The following is an 18,200-nucleotide window of genomic DNA, read 5'->3' as shown; positions in this document are numbered from 1 at the left end:
CAAGCTTTTCCCCGAGGACTGTATGGACGATTTGCGAGAATTGGCACTACTAGGCTCGTTGGATAAACTCAACGCCGCTGGAAAGGGGCACTATGGCGATGCTCTTATCACACTGGGCAACCGGTTGCTAAATCGCCCACCGAGAAAGTACATTGACGCGCTGGTTGGCATATTGCCTGCGAAGCTCCCTCGAAAGCCTCCCGAGTGGATTCGAATATACGTCATCACCTCGACAGGCTCCGACTACGCGGCTGTCCGAGGTGTCGAGGAGGCGCTCGCTAGGTACTATGAAGATACTGGAATACTTGCCGTCGTCGATCCCATGCGACGACGCAAGGAGCTAAGTCTGAAGGAGCAGTTTCCGTACGCCGTACGCACTATTTCAGAAAGAGGGGCCGTCATCTATGCCAACAAGTAAAGATTATCAAATAGTCGCGAAACGGTCTCTCCAGGCAGCCGCAATGTTGAAGTCGAAAATCCACGAGAAGAAGGCTTTCCTTGCTTATCACGCGTTGGAGTCAACTGGTTCGGCGCTAGCGATCTTGAAAGGACTGCCGGTTGGAGCATCGATCTCACACCCGAAGAAGTTGCAGAACTTCGTGAAGGCAGCTAAGCAGCATGGAGACAAGAAGCTAGAGATCGAGGTCGTCAAACTCGTAACGAATGTGTCCGCGCTACGGAACCGTCTACTGTATCCCGAAGACCATTCGGGCGGAATTCACACACACTTGCCGCAGCATCGAATAACGATTAAAGAAGCCGAAGAGCTGTATCGACGAGTCGAAGGCGTAGTGACCTCAGTCGAAAAAATCGCCCTGTCAATTCCATGATGTTGGCTGCACCTGATTCCAATCGGATTCAGGTGACCTTTCTCCTCGGAAGTATCCCACGGTAAAATCAATGGCAAGGCCCCAAGAGGAACTTCACCGGCTAGCCCCATCAGTAGTCCAACGATCGCCACAGAAATAGTGATCCTTGATAAAGCAAAATGAGAAAAATCCTTTGGGTGAAATTTGGGTGGTCTGAGTATTATCGCGGCGGACCGGTTGACGGCAACTTTGCGTGGCTGGTCGAAAACGGCGAAAAAAACGGTAACCGCGGCCATGAAGCATTCAACTTTAAGCCGTTTCCGGACGGAACGTACTATTGCTACGTTCCCCCGCAAGGCAAGGGTTATGCACCGTCTAGCGATGAACCGACAGGATGGACCGTGATTTGTCTCGCTAAAAATCCGAAGCACCCGGGTATCCATGTTGTTGGATGGTATGAAAATGCCACCTTGCATGGAGACTGGTTTGACCCACCGGAGGCGCACGTGAAAAAACGCGGCGATACGGATCGTGCCGGATATGATTGGTCATACTGCATCACCAGCAGAAGTGCTTACTTCGTCCCACCAGCGTTTCGGACATTACCTTTTTCTGACGCTTCCGTTCGACAGGCAAAGTACTCGTATCTTGAAGGTCCGCACGTTAAGGCCGATGAGTCGAAGAAACGAATACTTAAGCTGCTTGAGGATCGGATGACAGCCCTGCGTCCGTTCGCGGTAAAGGACCCGAGCGAAGAAAATTTACCCGATCCTGAACTTGATGCATCCGACCCGTTGAAAGGATTTGGGACGCCAGAAGACCGTAAACGTGTTGAGCAAGCAGCTGAACGGGCTGTCATTGCTCATTTTCGAAATGAAGGGTTTGAGTATGAACGAGTGACTCATTTGCCGTGCGGATTCGATTTCGTGTTCTCGAAAGGCAAGACAACGCTGAATGTCGAAGTGAAAGGCACTTCGGGCATCGTCCCCCAGTTTTTCCTAACTAGGAATGAACATGAAAAGGGATTCTCGACAAACCCATTCTGGCGCTTGGCGATGGTGACCGCCGCTTTAGATGAGCCAAAGATCTGCGTTTATGACTCAAAGCAACTCAAGGAAGCGTTCGATCTCCACCCGTATGTTTATACCGGGAGATTCATTTCCAAAGCAGATTTAGATTGAATGATCCATAACGACCAGTATTTTTGAAGAGATAGCTTCTGCTACCGGAAAGTTAAAAGGCCATGATGGGTCGAAATCCCATTCGCTGGAACGGCGGCTGCCGTTCGCCATTGCCTTCGCAGAACGACGGACTGCTGCCGTGGCGGGCGATTCAGCACGCGATGCTTGAACATCGGCAAGACCGACTTCAGCGCGCCGAGCATCGGACCGGTTTCGGAATGAAAGCAGTTGTTTGATGAGAGCTATATGGCTCTCATCAAACAACTGGAAGTGGCCCGACTGTCGTCGGACGCCAAAGGTTGTGGACAGACCATCGCGCGCTACTGGGGTGCTAGGTCAAGGTCGACACTCCGGGCACCCTCCCAGGTCGTATCGCGCCCGGCAGCTCGATGGCCGGCAACACGTTCACGAACTCCGTCACCGTGCATGTCAGCGTATCGATGGTGTCATCTTCCGGTTCCGCGGTAACAACATCGAAGCCGGGTGTTATCTCGGCGAAGATGACCGCCAGGTATAGGCTGCGCGTTTCGACTCGATGGACACCGTCGTCGAGGCGCTCAAACCTAGGGAGGAACGTGATGGTCGAACGAAGCGAAAATAAGCCAGCCCGCCCGAGCAACCCGACGATTTCGCAACGCACGTCCGAGCGCGAGATGCTCACAACACGAACCTTCGACTCCCCGTCGCGGCTCGTGTTCGAAGCGTGGACCACGCCCGCACTCTTCAGCCAGTGGTGGGTGCCCTGCTCGAGCGGCGCGACCCTGCTTTCCTGCGAGCAGGATGTCCGTGTCGGCGGCCGCTACCGCCTGGTGTTCGAACACCCTAACGCCACCGCGCCTATGGCGTTCTTCGGCACGTATCTCGAGGTGGTGCCCCATGCCCGCCTCGTCTGGACCAACGAAGAAATCCCTGACGGCGCCATCACAACGGTGACCTTCGAGCACAACGAGGGCAAAACCAAGCTGGTGATGCGTGAGCTCTATCCATCAAAACAAGCTCTCGACATCGCCATCGACTCAATGGGCGAGGCCATGACCGAGATATTCCTGCAGTTGGATGAATTTCTGCTTGCGCGCAGCAAGGAGCACTCTTGAACTCGACGAATCTGCGGTGAGGAGTTAATTGGTAGGTGAGCCGGAGCGAGCCACGTAACGGGCGTAGCGAGCCTGACTGCCGTGGACGTGTACGGTCGACCGGATCGAAGCGAATCGCATGGTTGGTGACTGGTGCCGGCACTACAGCGAAGTACGGCCCCATTCGAAGCTGAGCAGTGGCCTTATTGCTAGAGCCAAGTGGTGTTATAAAACCAGGCAGCTCACACCTGCTTACCCTTCAGACTAGAAAAACAACGCCGTTATATAGGAAATTTTGACGTCACCAGAATTCCGTACGCTTGGATCCTGGACGCTTCGGCAACGGCCAAAAGCAAACTGTAAATTTAAATCGCTTGAGATCGGGGAAGAATAGATGACTTGTTACTGGGACTACTACAGCAATAACTTCGATTGGAATGATGACGCTGAGCTCATACGAAAAAACGTCGGCGACAAACCGTGTGACTTCACACGACTTGGCTTTGATGAAGCGGAAGCGGTGGCTTTTTCAAACTCTGGTTATGTTGTGCTAGAAAGTCACAATATTGTGATTGATCGCTATTACGGTGGTCTTCTAGCCTCAATCGACGGACGCTGCCGTTTCCCGCTGGACGGCTTCAAAAGGATGCATGCAAATGGCCGCAATGGGGTAATGGTTTTGAAGGCAACATCTTCCTCGGACATCTCAGCGCACCTTGAGAGCCTTGCTGAGACCCACAGACGGCCGCTTCTTTTAAGAGGTCAAATCCACAATCATGTGCTCGACAGAGTTCAACCAAATCCTCACTTTGTTGTGAATGGCATTGGTGAATTATCACTGATGCCAACGCTATGGCGTGAAGCACAAAAGGCTAATCCGAAAAGCAAGCGTAACTTCCAGAGCCTCTCTCTTGTTGAATGGTCTAAGGTAATTTACTCCCAGTTTGATTTAGCAGAGATTCATCGCCGTGAGCAAATACTGGGTAATAGACTGCCCATGTCATACAGCGACATGGAAGATAGCTACGACCCATTATTGCAACAATTCGGGTGTATAGCGCAGGACCTGAGTATGGGACATGATATTAATCTCGCAGATCTTCTAACAACATTACTACAGCATTACGGGTTGCGCACGCCCTATCTTGACCTGACGGCCGATCTCGATATCGCACTCTTTTTTGCGACTCATAAGTACGATCGATTGACTGACGGATACGATTTCGTGGGGAATAATGATGGCAAATCCGTCCTCTACGTGTTTTCGCAAAATAACACTGAAATGGCTCCCCACGTCAATAATCGTGTTCTTGGAAATTTGGAGCCACTTCGACCGATTCGACAGTCGTGTGTTATTTGTCGAAGCGACCCGTTCGCAATGAATTTAGCTGCTGATTTTCTAGTGGCAGTTATTTCTCTTGATTTTGAATTGAAACCTGGAGCGAAGAATTCGGACTATCTATTCCCCTCTCAGAAAGAGGATGCTTTTCTAGCTGCTTTGCGGCAAGGATTGCGTTATCCAGAGCACGTTGCAGGTTTTCGCGGCAACCTTGGACCGTAGTTGCTATAGAGCGCTGATGACAATCCGAGTCAAGTGCCCTCGATACTGTAAGCGCCGGGCAACCCCGCCTTGAGATGCGCTAAAGATCTCGAGAGCATCGTGCTCGCTTATCGATGAGCTAACCCCAGGAAGTTCTGCTCACCATATTGCGATCACTCGTCGCCCGCTACGCTACGCAGCACCGCAGGATTCGGAGAGCATCAATTCGCTGGACACGGCGGGCTCATTGTGCCTGTAAACTCGAAGACACAACTTTCCTACAAGCTTCAGAAGTTCAATAAGCCTAGCCGCAGTCCGCTATATATTTTGGGTTCGCTATGGAACGATGGTCGAAATAGCGCTTCGAACATTTCATCATGATTTTTAGTGAAAATGCGAAGCAGCGTATCGTGAGCCTATAAAAAACCATTGTCCTCAGAAGAGCGGCGGCGCCGAGATATTTACCATGGATAACCCTTGTAGAAGTCAGACAAGTCACCCACGAACAATGCCGAATGCATCGACATCTGCGATTACGCGCTGATCGGAATGCGGTGCTCGCGCATCAGGTCAATCTTGCGAGCGATACGCACAATTGTTCACCGCGACATTTTGGAAAGCTCGCTCGTAAAATTCAGGCTGACCGCTGCCCAGTTTTTGTACGGTAAGGGTGTAGAGTTCGCTGCAAGGAGGGGCGATCCGATTCATAGCACCGAGTGCTACAATTTGACGTGTCGGGTTTTATTTGGTGGCGTTCTAATAGGTGGATCTCGATGCACAAGACAAGGTCTCCCATCATCGGGGCCACGCGTAACACGACCAAAGGCGTGCAGAAGGCAGGCGTGCTCGATCAGGTCACGCTGCGTGAATTCAACCCGCTCTGGTTGCCACCAATCGAGCCCTTGGAGCCGGTCGAAATCAAGCGCATCCGTGAAGATGCGCATGTCAGCCAAGCGGTTTTCGCGCGCCTGCTTAACACAAGCCTATCGACCGTTCAGAAGTGGGAGATCGGCCAGAAAAAACCAGCGGGCACAGCACTCAAGTTGCTGCATTTAGTTAAGAGACGCGGCCTAGAGGTCGTCACATGACTGCGGTGTTCCGGCAAAACCCGGTCAGCGCGCAAACGCACAAACCTGCCTGCGGCCATCGAGTCCGGCATGTTGGCGAGTTAACACTTGTCCGACAGCTCGCCAAGAAAAGGTGAAATCGCATGAATGCCGATATTTTGAAGAGAGTGGTACGAGCCATTGCGGATGGCTCACAAACGGACTTGGACCGGTTGGCCGGCAAGATCGTCGAAGCGGAGCGCAAGACCGGGCACGTTCGGCTTGCCGAACAACTTGAAGCGATCCTGAAGCAGCCCAAGCCCAAGCGGCCGGCCACGTCGCCGTCGACTCCCGACACTGACAGGACGCTCAAAGAGCTTCCGCTGAGCCGACGCCATGGCGAAACGCTGGCCACGCTGATACCGCACGATCAGCTTGAACACCATATGGTGCTGCCTAGTGTCGTCGAGCAGCGCTTCGCGAGGATCGAAGCAGAGTACGCTGCGCGCGATCGGCTCCGCACTTTCGGACTCAAACCTCGCAAGACTGTATTGCTCTACGGGCCGCCGGGTTGCGGCAAATCCCTAGGGGCCAAGCGGCTCGCCTGGAACACGGGTTTACCGCTGATGAAGGTGCGCTTTGATGTTCTGATCTCCTCGTTCTTTGGGGAGTCGGCTCAGAACCTCCGATCGATCTTCAGCAGTGCCCGAGAAAAGCCATGCGTGCTACTGCTCGACGAATGCGACTTCATTGCACGATCGCGCACAGCCTCCAAGGACATCGGCGAGGTTTCTCGCATTGTTAATTCGCTGCTTCAGTTGATGGAGGAGTACGACGCGCCTGGCCTGCTCGTGGCGACAACGAACCTAGAGTCCTCTTTGGACCCTGCGCTTTTCAGACGCTTCGACGATGTCTTCTCCATTCCGTTGCCAGGTGTAGCCGAAATTGAAGAGCTGCTGAAGCTGACCCTATCCAGTGTGTCGATGGACAGGTCCATCGACTGGCAACCATTGGTGGCAAAGCTCGAAGGTTCATCGGCCGCGATGGTCGTGAAAGCGGCACAGGACGCTGCGAAAGCGGTTGTGCTGGCCGGCCATTACTTCTTGTCGCAAGACAAGCTCTTGAAGGCCATTGAAGAGCTCCAACGGCATGATACGACGCGGAGAGCGTAAGCCATGGCGGGAACGCATAACTTTGAACACCTTCCCCTGCTCCTTCGCTACCAAGGCAGGGCTCGCCTGCGCGGGGGCGGGGACGCGTCGCCGCAAACGCTAGCCAACAGGGGCATACAACGCCAGGCGCACAGCGTCGCGCTTGACACGGCGGCCCAGGCGCTCAGCACGAGTTGGCAGGCGCGCAAGGCACAACGTCAGGCAGCCGGACAAGCCTTGCCGGAAATCCCGGCGGGTGTTCCCATCATGCTGCAGGTCGACACGGGCCTCGACCTAGACGCTCTGAGGGACAAGTTCGAATTCGAGATCGTCGCGGAGCAGGAGGATGGCTACGTGATAGTGGCGTCTGAAGACATTCAGCTCACCGCGTTCCGTGCCATGGCTCAAGGCTTCGCTGCCACCGTACATGGCTCGGCAACAATCGCTCTGGTCCACACGCTGTTCGATGACCCAGATCAAACGGATCGGCTGGGACGCATCCTATCTGAACACCTCATGGCTTCATGGGGAAACATCGACGAAAATCAGATTTACGTTGTAGACATAGGAATCTCCTGCGCCGGGACGCAGGAGATTCCACCTCGCCCGGTCCGAGGCAAGCGCGCGACTGACGCGCAATGGGCAGCCAAAGAGTTCGAATGGTCAGAACAACGTGCCAAAGCCTACAACGAGTGGGACGACATTAAGATGGAGCGCGAAACTTCAATCCAGAAGTTCGCCGCGTTCTATCACGCGGAGATCCTGCATCTCACGGATGGTGCAGACTTTGAAGCGGGTGTCCTTCCAGACAGCTTCACCGTTAGGCTGAAAATCTCGGGAAAGGGGCTCAAGGACTTCATTCTCAACTATCCCTTCATCTTCGAAGTCGTCGAGCCGGAAGACATCGCCCTAACACAGCACCTCACCCAAGGCGCCGCTCAAACGCTGCCCGCAGTGACGCCAGTGGCGCCTGATGCGGACGCGCCCGCCGTCTGCGTCATTGATAGCGGAATTCAGGAAGGCCACGTCCTACTCCAGCCAGGCGTTGACCTAGCCACATCCCACTGTTTTCTACCGACCTCGCCCGCGACAGCGGTCGCGGACGAGGTCGCGCCAGGCGGGCACGGAACGCGCGTGGCGGGCGCCGTGCTGTATGGCGAGAACGTACCGACAGAAGGTGCACCTCAACTCCCGTTCTGGATTCAGAACGCCCGCGTTCTCGACGCGCAAAACGCGATGCCCGTCGAATCTTTCCCACCGGAAGCGCTACGCAAAGCAGTCGAGCGCTTCAACGAAGGCCCTCGCCAGACACGTATCTTCAATCACTCGATCAATGCGCGCGGGTACTGCCGCACGCGCTATATGTCTGCTTGGGCAGCAGAGATCGACCAGTTGTGCAACGAGCGCGACGTTCTCGTCGTGCAAAGCGCCGGAAATTTGCCCCTGCAAGGAACACCTCCGTTTTTGGGAATCGCCGACCACCTGAAAGCTGGCAGAAACTATCCCGCGTATCTTGAGGAGAATGCGGCTCGCATTGCGAACCCCGGACAGAGCCTGCAAGCACTGACAGTAGGCTCAATCGCCTACGATGCCGCAGAGCTTGGCACATGGCGAACCTTCGCTACGCACGCGTCAGCCCCTTCAGCGTTTTCGCGGTCAGGACCCGGCATCTGGAACGTCATCAAGCCCGAGGTTGTAGAGTACGGCGGCGACGCCGTTCGAACGAACAACGTGCCACCTGATATTCAAGGTGGCGGCCGCATCCCGGCTGCTTGCCCAAACCTCATCCGGTCAACCCTCCATGGCCCCGGACCAGCGGTAGATCGCGACACTGCAGGCACGTCCTACGCAACGCCCAAAGTGGCTCGCATTGCAGCTCAGGTACAGCGCATCTTGCCCGCAGAGCCAACGCTCCTCTATCGCGCCTTGGTTGTGCAATCGGCGCAATGGCCGGCTTGGGCCGAAGACATTCTGTCGCGCCTGCGCAATCCGCTGCCGGACATGACTCCTGGGGAAAAACAGGCGCTGTTCGCCGCATCGTCAAACGCCCTCCGATGCTTAGGCTTCGGCCTTCCAGATGAGGCACGAGCCACCACGAACACGGATCATCGAACGACGCTCATCACGAACGGTGACGCCAAGATTCACGCTAGCGAATGTCACATCTATCAGATACCAATTCCAGCCGAGCTCCGCCAGCAAGCCGACGAATTCGACATCCGCATCGACGTGACGCTCTCCTATGTAGCTCAGCCGCGGCGCACGAGACGCTATCTGCGTCGCTATCTCTCGACGTGGGTAGACTGGAAGGCTAGCAAGCTGGGCGAGGGGCTACACGATTTTCGGGTGCGCGCTATGAAGGACGCGACAAACGAGGCGGCACCGCTGCCCGGATCGACATTGCCCTGGGTACTGCACGACAAGCCGCAAGACGGACTGATTCGGGACTTCAAGCGTAACAGCGGGACGGTGCAGAAGGACTGGGCTGTCGTCAGCTCGAACAGCTTGCCTAACCACTTTTGCATCGCCGTGGTAGGCCATCAAGGCTGGAGCCACGACCCGGACTCGACTGCGCGCTATGTGCTCGCCGTGACCTTTGAAATACTGGGGGGCGAAATCACGATCTATGAACCGTTGCGTGCGGCGATCGCCGAACTTCAAGCTCAAACGGAAGCCGAGATCGACGCCGACGAGGTCGAGGTGGAAATCGAAGCGAACGAATGATGTAAAGACACAACATCAAAATGGGAGGCAGAGTTGGTTGACTTCAAGAAACGGCTGTCCGGTAAGAAGGCTGAGCGCCCGACCGACCCTGTGAAGCTCTACGACACCTTGGACCGCGCGCACGACAAGGGGCCGTTACGTCCCGCGCAAGCCGCGGTGCTCAAGGACTGGTTTTCCGGCCATCGCGCCCAGAAAGACGTGATCGTCAAGCTTCACACGGGTCAAGGAAAGACGCTGATCGGATTGCTGATGCTTCAGTCACAGCTCAACAGCGGCAAAGGACCAGCCCTGTACTTGTGTCCGGACAACTTTTTGATCGAGCAAACGATCGAACAGGCCAGGCAATTCGGCATTGCTACCTGCCAGGCCGACCCTGAACTTCCCGATGACTTCCTGAATAGCGAAAAGATTCTGATCACTTCGGTGCAGAAGCTGTTCAACGGTCTCACCAAGTTCGGGCTGAACCACAGATCAGTCGCAGTGGGTACACTGCTCATGGACGACGCGCACGCCTGCGCGGACACGATTCGCGAAGCCTGCCGGATTCGCATTCCGAAGGATGAACCTGCCTATGACGCCATCAAGACGCTCTTTGCAGGCGACCTAGAACAACAGGGCGTCGGAACTTTCGCGGATGTCAATAATGGCAAACGCGACGCTCTCCTTCAGGTTCCTTACTGGGCGTGGATTGAGCGGGCGAGTGATGTTGCCAACATCCTCGCCGCCCACACAGAGCGCAAGTCGGTCAAGTTTTCTTGGCCGCTCCTCAAGAACACCCTCGAATCCTGCCAGTGTATCGCTTCCGGTATGGCAATCGAGATCGAGCCGCGCATTCCGCCGCTGGCAGCCTTTGGCAGCTACGCGAATGCAGATCACCGCATCTTCATGTCCGCCACGGTGACCGATGATGCATTCCTGATCAAGGGGCTTCAACTTGAGCCGGACACCATTCTTCATCCCCTAACCTACGCCAAGGAGAGCTGGTCTGGAGAGAAGATGGTTCTACTGCCCTCGCTGATCCACGAAGACCTTGGCCGCGAACTGATGGTGAAGGGCTACGCAGCCCCCAAGCCCAAGCGTCAGCACGGTGTGGTCGCACTTGCGACGGCGTTTGCCAGAGTGAAGGACTGGGAGGGTTACGGTGCCACGGTCGCGGATAAGGATTCCGTTGGTGAGGTTATTGAAAGCCTGCGCGAAGGTAAGTATGAAAAAGCCGTCGTCCTCGTCAATCGCTACGACGGAATCGATCTGCCCGATGATACCTGCCGCATCTTAATCTTCGACGGCAAGCCGTATTCCGAAAGTCTGGTCGATCTCTATGAAGAGGCTTGTCGACCGGACAGCGTGGCAACGCTGATGCGCACGGTGCGCACTGTTGAACAGGGCATGGGTCGTAGCGTGCGCGGTGAGAAGGACTATTCGGTCGTCGTCATCATTGGCGCCGATTTGACGCGACTCGTTCGCGACACGGCGTCGCGGAGCTTCCTGTCGCCGCAGATGTCTAGGCAGATCGAGATCGGGCTGGAAATCGCTGAAATGGCGAAGCAGGACATCGAAGGCGGAGACACACCGGCCACCGCTTTCAACGGTTTGGTCCGCCAATGCCTTCAGCGCGACGAAGACTGGAAAGCGTTCTATGTTGAACAAATGGCAACGGTCAAACCTTCCGGCGCTAATGAGCGGGTTCTGCGCTTGTACGCGACGGAACTGGCCGCAGAGGAGGCTTATCTGAATGGAGACTACGCTAGCGCAGCGGACATGCTACAGAAGATCCTCGACAAGAAGCTCGTCGATATGCAGGATCAAGGTTGGTATCTGCAAGAGATCGCGCGCTACCAGTATCGAGGCAACCGCACCGAATCCCGCCGCCTTCAACTGGCCGCCCATAAGTCCAATCGTCTGTTGTTGAAGCCGTCGGAGGGCGTCACCGTCGCCAAGTTGACCGTGGTAAGTCAAGGCCGAGTTGAACGAATTGCAGCTTGGGTTGGAGAATTCGACAACTACGAGCAGCTTGACATCGCCGTCTCAGAAATCCTTAGCCGGCTGGCTTTCGGCGTCAAGGCTGATAAGTTTGAGCAAGCCTTAGATGAGATCAGCAGGGCAATAGGCTTCGCGGGTGAACGGCCGGACAAGGAATGGAAGGAAGGACCCGACAACCTTTGGGCCCTAGATGACTCTCAATACATCCTATGGGAGTGCAAGGACGAGGTCGAAATCAACCGCTCGGAAATCAACAAGCGTGAGGCGGAACAAATGAATCGATCAAGCGCTTGGTTCACCAAGCACTATCCCGGCATGCAGGTGAAACGCATCATCATCCACCCAGCCAACACCGTGGCCAGCGCCGCGTCGTTCACTCACGACGTTGAGGCTATGCGTCCGACGGAGCTGAGGCAACTGGTCAAGAGACTGCGTGATTTTTTCAAAAGCTTCGAAGCTCTGAATTTCCGCGATCTATCGATTGCGCACATCCAGAAGCTCGTGAATCAGCATGGTCTTGATGTGCAGACGCTACTTTCCCAGTCAACGAAGAAGCTTCGGAATCTCATGTAGGCCACGTCGCATTTCATCAGCCCGGTATCTGCAAAGAATATGACAGATTGTTCATGCAACTGTCTGTCGCTCGATCTCACCCGACCGCTGGCAGTTAAAGCTGTCGCTTAGGCAGAATCTTTCGATAGCGTCTCTTGGCCGAACAGCAGTAAGCGTTTAGCCAGTGACGTCTTGACGCGACGTTGCAGCTACTGACGTGCGCGGAGCTGGTCAGCAACGGACCATGGCCTGAGTTCGTCGACGCGGTTGACAGGGCGCTCAGTGTCACCTTCCGGCATAAAGGAGCCGGGTATTTCCGGCATATAGGCGCCAGCAGAAGTGATCAGAAACGGACTTCGTGGTGGTTCAAGAATGAGTCGTCTGGCCGCCGTTTGCAAGGTTAAGAGTATGCCCGGGCAGGTGTCGTGGACTGCGATACGACTGCCCGTCGAGCACGAGGCAATACGCGTTGTGACGCATCCGGTCCAGGGTGGCTGAAGCGAGCAGACGGTTGGAAGGAAACGCCTGATCCCACTCGGTCAGATCAAGGTTGCTGGTGACGATGGTGGAAGCCGTCTCGTAGCGCTCCGCGATCAGCTCGTGCAGATCCTCGTCGGCTGGCGGACGAAGCGGCTTGAGCCCGAAGTCATCGATGATCAGCAGCTCGACGCGCACGAGACTCGCAAGCCGGCGCTCATAGGCGCCCGTGGCACGTGCAGCATTCAGGCTCGCCGTGAGCTGCGTGCAGGTCGTGAACAGCACATCCGCCCCCTGGCGCACCGCGCAGTGGCCCAGCGCCTGCGCCAGATGGCTCTTGCCGGTGCCACAGGGCCCGACGATCAGCACGGGCGCGTGTTCGCCGAGATACCGGCCACCCGCGAGATCGTGCACGAGTGCGCGGTTCAGCTGCGGCAGCCGCTCGAAGTCGAACTGCTCAAGGGTCTTGCTGGTACGGAACGCCGCGCGACGCATGCGCAGTGCGAACTTCTTCTGCTCGCGACGCGCCACTTCGTCCTCGATGAGCAACGCGAGGAAGTCGACATACGAGAGCTTCGCATCGATGGCCTGACGGTTGCGCGCCTCGAGCGAATCGAGGATGCCGGACAGGCGCAGCTGCTTCAGGTGCGGGGTAAGGGCAGGCATGGGCTGCATGATGGACTCCTTGGATCAGTGACGCGCGTCGGCGTCGGGAGCGAACAGCGATTGCGCGTTGCGGGCGAAACGCGCGCCGGGAACATGGACGGGCTCGCCCGCGGCACCCGTATCGTTCAGCGGATGCCGGTCGAAGCCGCCGGCGAGGATGGACTTCACCGTGCGATAGAACGGACTGCCATGGGCAAGCGCACGCGCGCAGGCCGCTTCAAGGCGAGGTGTGCCGTAGGTGTGCTGCAGACGCATGACGCCCTGCGCGGCACGCAGGCGCTCGAGGATGTGATCGGACAGCAACAGGTCGATGAGTCCGGTGCACGCGGGGCCAACGCGGATGGCCTGTTCAAGACACCACTGCCGGTCGTGTGCAAGAAACGCGCGGGCCTCGGGCGGCAGGTGGTCGCGCACGGTCAGACGCTCGCCGGGGCGGCGGCCCCGCACATGGCAGGCAACCAGCCGGTAGTCATCATAAAGGCTGACCGAGGCATCGGTCGCGCGCAGCCACAGCGTCTTGCCGACCAGTATGAACGGCGCCGAATACAGCACGCGCTGATGGGCGACGTGACAGTCGCGATGCACCGAGACCTTGTACCAGGTGCCCAGATCGGGCGCGATCGGTGGCAGTGCACGCATGAGTGGCCGCTCAAGCTCGAACAGCACCAGCGGCGCCTTGCGCGTCGTGCCGTGAATGCGGCGCCCCGCTTCCTGCATGACCCAGTGGCGTGCCTGCGCATTGAGATCGGCGAAGTCGCGGAACTGGCGCAGCGGCACGAAGTTGCCCTTCACGTACTTGACGCCGGCTTCCACGATGCCCTTCTTCTGCGGGTCATGCGGCGGACACGGGTCGATGCGGAAGCCGTACCCCTCGGCGCATTCCGCGTACGCGCGCTGCACGACCGGGTCCCACGTGCACGCGCGCGTGATCGCGCATCTGGGGTTGTCGATGATCACGCGCGCGGGCACGGCGCCGAACCATTCGAAGGCACGGCGGTGGCAGCCGAGCCAGGTGGCCACCGTCTGGTCCCAGACGAACTCGACGTACTGGTGGCGCGAGAACGCGAGCGTCATCACGAACGCCCACGTGCGTGCGAGCACACCGTCTGCGTCCGGCAGCATCGGACCGGCGCCGAAGTCGACCTGGGCGGCCTCGCCGGGCGCGAAGTCCAGCGGCACGGTGGCTTCGGGCGGCTGGTCGGCGTTGATCGACACGATCATGCGATAAACCGACGAATAGCTGCCGGTGTAGCCGTACTCGCGTCGCAGGGCGGCCAGCATCGCGGTGCCGGGCACGCGCTGTTCGAGCCATGAGGCGATCAGGGCACGGCGTGCCTCGAGGCTGGAGATGGTGGAGAGGGCCTTCTGTGGCGGCCCCAGTGCGGCCGCGATGGCGGCGTCGTCCGGTAACGGCGCATCGGGATTGAGCCAGCCGTGCTGTTCGGCCAGCGTGCGCAGCGCGGCAAGCCTGTGCCGGCCCATATAGCGCGAGCGTGCCAGTTCTCGATCGGAATCCCCGTGACGCATGCGCACGAGAACCTGCCGGTATTGGTGCATTTCGATTCTCCGTCGGCCCATCGCTGCCTCCCATGGGGGATCACGCTCCCGCAAGTTAAACAGGCAATGGGCATCAAGGTCCGAGATGCCCGTTTCCTCTCTGTGCTGGCTCCTATATGCCGTAAACCGGCTGGCTCCTATATGCCGGAAACGACGTGGCTCCTTTATGCCGAAAACGCCCCGGCTCCTTTATGCCGGAAGGTGATTGGCTCCTATGTGCCGGAAGATGACACGTGGACCACGCCGGGGCTCTTCAGGCAGTGGTGGGTGCCCCGCTCGAGCGGCGCGGCCCTGCTTTCCTGCGAGCAGGATGTCCGTGTCGGCGGCTGCTACCGCCTGGTGTTCGAACACCCCAACGCCACCGCGCCTACGGCGTTCTTCGGCACGTATCTCGAGGTGGTGCCCCATACCCACCTCGTCTGGACCAACGAGGAAAGCGCCGACGGCCATGTCACGACGCTGATCTTCGAGCACAACAAGGGTAAGACTGAGCTGGTTATGCGTGAGCTCTATCCATCAAACGAAGCTCTCGACATCGCCATCGGCTCAATGGACCAGGCCATGACCGAGATATTCATGCAATCGGACGAGTTTCTGCTTGCGCGGCAGGGAGCACACTTGAAGAGCGGAATCCGCGGTTCCGCGGTGAGGGGTTAATCGGTAGGTGAGCCGCAGCGCGACATCTTCTTCGAATTTTCGCGCGTGGACCAGCGAGTCCGCACCGTTTGGAATAGCCCAATGAAGCGTGGTCTGCTAGCAGTGTGCGTAGTCTTTTTGGCGGCCAGCGCGAACGCAACGTCGGAGCCCTTCATCTTTTATGGCACCTGGAAAGTGACGCGATCAAATCGTCGCAAATAAATTTTTGCGGAACCTGGTCACTCAAAGAGGCGCATACGACGCACAACAGCATGATGCGTTTCGTCACCGCACCGGCATGAGCCGCGCTGCTTCCCGAAACGTCGTTTTACCACTTAAACATCCACCTTTATATCCATCTTCGCAACATCGTTGCGATCTTTAGAAGACGGTGCCACCGGAAAAATTACACGTCCGATCGAAGATAAGATTGCTTGTCGACAAGCTTGCGCATAATTCAAATCAGGGGATGCGACAAGATACTGCACTGGAGGAAATAGGTCGGGGGTAAATACTAAGGCCGTGCATGAAGATGCGGCAGCGCTGTGGCACTTTTCCGTGAACGGATCTTCTCGATCACCTAGCGACTGAAGTCGATATCCGTTTCCGAATAGGACCGGCTTGGCGGGCATCGTAACCTCATCTCGCCGTAAATCTTCATGAATATTCATAGACAGTTGACGGAGCTTATCTATGTTCACCGCTTTACTGTCTTTTCCTTCTGCTTCACCGATAAGCCGTCCTTCGTGACACTCGAATACGACGTCGAATTCTGATTCCGAATTCTTGAAAGGTTCAGCCCGGAAGCCCAGCAGTCGAAGTGCGTCGATTATTGCAATTTCCAACGGTTTGCCTTTTTCGTACAACAACGCCCTCAGTGCGCCCGCCGCCTCCAAGGCTTCTGCCAACCCTTCCTTGACTTTTTGCGCTTCTTCGACCACTCGTTCCGCATCGAGCAATTGCATGCGTAGATTCGACTCTGGCGGCAATATAAATCGATTCTCGCTTGCCCACGCGGGTTCTGGCGTCACCTCAAGCGCGCTCCTTAATCCCTTATCAAGGGAGATGATAGCGCCAACCAATCGATGAGCGAACTTCTCGGCCGCTTGCGTCCATTTATGACTGCCGTCCTTTTCTCTTAAAAATTCGTCCGCATAAAAATCGATATCCGGAAAACAAACAAGCGATCCAGACGAAGTTTTATTGCGCACTATTGTCCCTACAGCCTTCCCTCCTGAGCGTGTTATTAAGCAGGCCGTTACATTCTCGTTTGCAAGCAACACTTGATACTTCGAGAGATCTTCAAATTCATGCCAGTATGGAGCCAAAAACTCGAAACCTCGATCTGCGAGTTTCATTGCGGTTCCGGTCGTGGGGATCGGCGATAACGAAATAGGTAACGAACGATAGTTGCTGTAGAGCTCTATATGCCGTGTTGTTTTTTGATTCTTACCGGTTCCAGAGTAGCTACGTTGGCCTGTATCAACGTACACCTCTGACACAGAAGGTAGGTACACAATTACTGTCTTGCCTGTCTCGACCGCTTGCTTTAACTCACGACGCCAGTGTTCACAGCACTCTTTAAGCCGGAACGATGCGCTATCGTTCAAACTTGGTTTCCCTTGAAAGTAATCTGAATATGAAATAATATTATTGATCTGAGGTTTGAACAAAACAATGTCCCAATCTAATAAAGACATTTTTGATCCAAATTCAGCATAAGTAACATCGGCTAACGCAAGTTCGAAACCTACTGTCAGTATTTTCTTACTCATAATAGGCTACCCCTCACACAAGGCTTTACTATTTCGTCAAAATGGAGATAAAAAATTATAATGAGACGGCGATTAAATTGACATCCGGTATACGCCACCACTAGGTTAGCGCAGATTAAACAAATCAGAATCCCGCAGTGCGCCCTCCGGAGGTGTCAGTACATCGTGGCCAATTGCCCCTCCCCTCACATAACTTAATCAGCGTTGCAGTTGCTTCTCTCGGTGGGAGTCGTAGAGAATCAATCTTCTCGACGACTACCTAATCATGTCACCGGCCAACGCTGCTAATCACTTATTGGGCGTTAAGTTGTGAGCCAATTACTGACTTATCTCAAATCCCCGGACCCTGCGTCCAGAAAAGCGCGGCTGACTGTGTGTTGTCCCCAGAATGGCATCGGAATACGCGGCGAGCCATTGCCCCTTTTCACGGACAGATGAATTTTCGCTTTTAGAAAGGCGGTGAACAATATCCGAAATTGACTCAGATAGTGTTCGCGATCGCTTTCTGGCGGTGAGACCAATATAATCAACAAAAAACAATCCGTCGTCTTCCTTAATTAAAAATGGCGGCACAACCCGCATATCCGGGTAAATCAAAGATAACACCTCCGGTGAAATGACAACCCTAGGATACCTAGCAGTTTTACTTTCTACGCGATACGCTTGGATCAAACCTGCGCTAAAAGTAAAAGTGCCATTTGAAAAATGTTTATTAACCGCAATACCACCGCGACACAACAACCGCTCATCCAGCAACAGCCGCTGGTATTCTGCAACGCGACTAACAAACCATTGAAAGTGCGCCGCGTCGTATGGCATTGCTACTACGATTGAATCAGAAAATTGGGTTATTGAACAATTTGCGTTATCTCGAAAAATTACTGCTGCGCTTTGATGACATCGGAATAGTTTTGATAAAAAAATCTGATTCTCCGTTCTCGCATCAGACTCGACCATATCGGAAAATCCCAGAACATCCAGAAATGCAACAAAGTGCGGCTTCAAGTCCATCGACAAAGGTTCGTTAGCCATT

The 18,200-nt window shown here is 55.6% G+C and carries 14 protein-coding genes; 10 read left to right on the top strand and 4 right to left on the bottom strand.

What is annotated here, in order from left to right; all coding sequences use genetic code 11:
- The first annotated feature begins 22 nt into the window (after positions 1 to 22).
- The 9 genes from ACYVNQ_RS30515 to ACYVNQ_RS30475 all read left to right on the top strand — a co-directional run bounded on the left by ACYVNQ_RS30515 (position 23) and on the right by ACYVNQ_RS30475 (position 12,077).
- The gene (locus ACYVNQ_RS30515) at positions 23 to 418 is read left to right on the top strand and encodes a hypothetical protein (RefSeq protein ID WP_460908012.1); all 396 of its coding nucleotides are present in this window, start codon (positions 23 to 25) and stop codon (positions 416 to 418) included.
- A gap of 43 nt (positions 419 to 461) precedes the next feature.
- Positions 462 to 830 carry a hypothetical protein gene (locus tag ACYVNQ_RS30510; RefSeq protein ID WP_460908010.1) on the top strand — a complete coding sequence of 123 codons (369 nt, stop codon included), beginning with the start codon at positions 462 to 464 and terminating at the stop codon, positions 828 to 830.
- A gap of 158 nt (positions 831 to 988) precedes the next feature.
- Positions 989 to 1,990 carry a protein NO VEIN domain-containing protein gene (locus ACYVNQ_RS30505; protein WP_460908008.1) on the top strand — a complete coding sequence of 334 codons (1,002 nt, stop codon included), beginning with the start codon at positions 989 to 991 and terminating at the stop codon, positions 1,988 to 1,990.
- Between the two features lie 578 nt (positions 1,991 to 2,568).
- Positions 2,569 to 3,084, top strand: a complete 516-nt coding sequence (locus tag ACYVNQ_RS30500; RefSeq protein ID WP_460908006.1) for an SRPBCC domain-containing protein — start codon at positions 2,569 to 2,571, stop codon at positions 3,082 to 3,084.
- Positions 3,085 to 3,457: 373 nt separating this feature from the next.
- Positions 3,458 to 4,624: an FRG domain-containing protein gene (locus ACYVNQ_RS30495; RefSeq protein WP_460908004.1), complete on the top strand. Its 1,167-nt coding sequence runs from the start codon at positions 3,458 to 3,460 to the stop codon at positions 4,622 to 4,624.
- A 752-nt stretch (positions 4,625 to 5,376) separates the two neighbouring features.
- Entirely contained in the window at positions 5,377 to 5,691 is a 315-nt protein-coding gene (locus ACYVNQ_RS30490) for a helix-turn-helix domain-containing protein (RefSeq protein WP_460908002.1), read from the top strand.
- Positions 5,692 to 5,813: 122 nt separating this feature from the next.
- Positions 5,814 to 6,821 carry an AAA family ATPase gene (locus ACYVNQ_RS30485; RefSeq protein WP_460908000.1) on the top strand — a complete coding sequence of 336 codons (1,008 nt, stop codon included), beginning with the start codon at positions 5,814 to 5,816 and terminating at the stop codon, positions 6,819 to 6,821.
- Positions 6,822 to 6,824: 3 nt separating this feature from the next.
- Positions 6,825 to 9,524 (top strand): S8 family peptidase, encoded by a 2,700-nt coding sequence (locus tag ACYVNQ_RS30480; protein ID WP_460907997.1) that lies wholly within the window; start codon positions 6,825 to 6,827, stop codon positions 9,522 to 9,524.
- Between the two features lie 33 nt (positions 9,525 to 9,557).
- The gene (locus tag ACYVNQ_RS30475; RefSeq protein WP_460907995.1) at positions 9,558 to 12,077 is read left to right on the top strand and encodes a DEAD/DEAH box helicase family protein; all 2,520 of its coding nucleotides are present in this window, start codon (positions 9,558 to 9,560) and stop codon (positions 12,075 to 12,077) included.
- Between the two features lie 345 nt (positions 12,078 to 12,422).
- Here ACYVNQ_RS30475 and istB read toward each other — a convergent pair whose 3' ends face one another.
- Together istB and istA are read right to left on the bottom strand one after the other, a co-directional pair.
- Positions 12,423 to 13,208 (bottom strand): IS21-like element helper ATPase IstB, encoded by a 786-nt coding sequence (istB, locus tag ACYVNQ_RS30470; RefSeq protein ID WP_460907993.1) that lies wholly within the window; start codon positions 13,206 to 13,208, stop codon positions 12,423 to 12,425.
- Positions 13,209 to 13,223: 15 nt separating this feature from the next.
- Positions 13,224 to 14,756, bottom strand: a complete 1,533-nt coding sequence (gene istA / locus ACYVNQ_RS30465) for an IS21 family transposase (RefSeq protein ID WP_460907991.1) — start codon at positions 14,754 to 14,756, stop codon at positions 13,224 to 13,226.
- Positions 14,757 to 14,822: 66 nt separating this feature from the next.
- On the opposite strand from istA, the gene ACYVNQ_RS30460 reads away from it, so the two are divergent.
- Positions 14,823 to 15,413 (top strand): SRPBCC domain-containing protein, encoded by a 591-nt coding sequence (locus ACYVNQ_RS30460; RefSeq protein ID WP_460907989.1) that lies wholly within the window; start codon positions 14,823 to 14,825, stop codon positions 15,411 to 15,413.
- 314 nt (positions 15,414 to 15,727) lie between these two features.
- Here the strand turns inward: ACYVNQ_RS30460 and ACYVNQ_RS30455 are convergent, their stop codons facing one another.
- Positions 15,728 to 17,167 (bottom strand): hypothetical protein, encoded by a 1,440-nt coding sequence (locus tag ACYVNQ_RS30455; RefSeq protein WP_460907987.1) that lies wholly within the window; start codon positions 17,165 to 17,167, stop codon positions 15,728 to 15,730.
- A 318-nt stretch (positions 17,168 to 17,485) separates the two neighbouring features.
- Positions 17,486 to 18,199, bottom strand: a complete 714-nt coding sequence (locus ACYVNQ_RS30450; protein WP_460907985.1) for a hypothetical protein — start codon at positions 18,197 to 18,199, stop codon at positions 17,486 to 17,488.
- Between the last annotated feature and the right edge of the window lies 1 nt (position 18,200).

The sequence above is a fragment of the Paraburkholderia jirisanensis genome (genome assembly GCF_054782355.1).
This window is presented reverse-complemented; position numbering and strand designations above follow the sequence as displayed.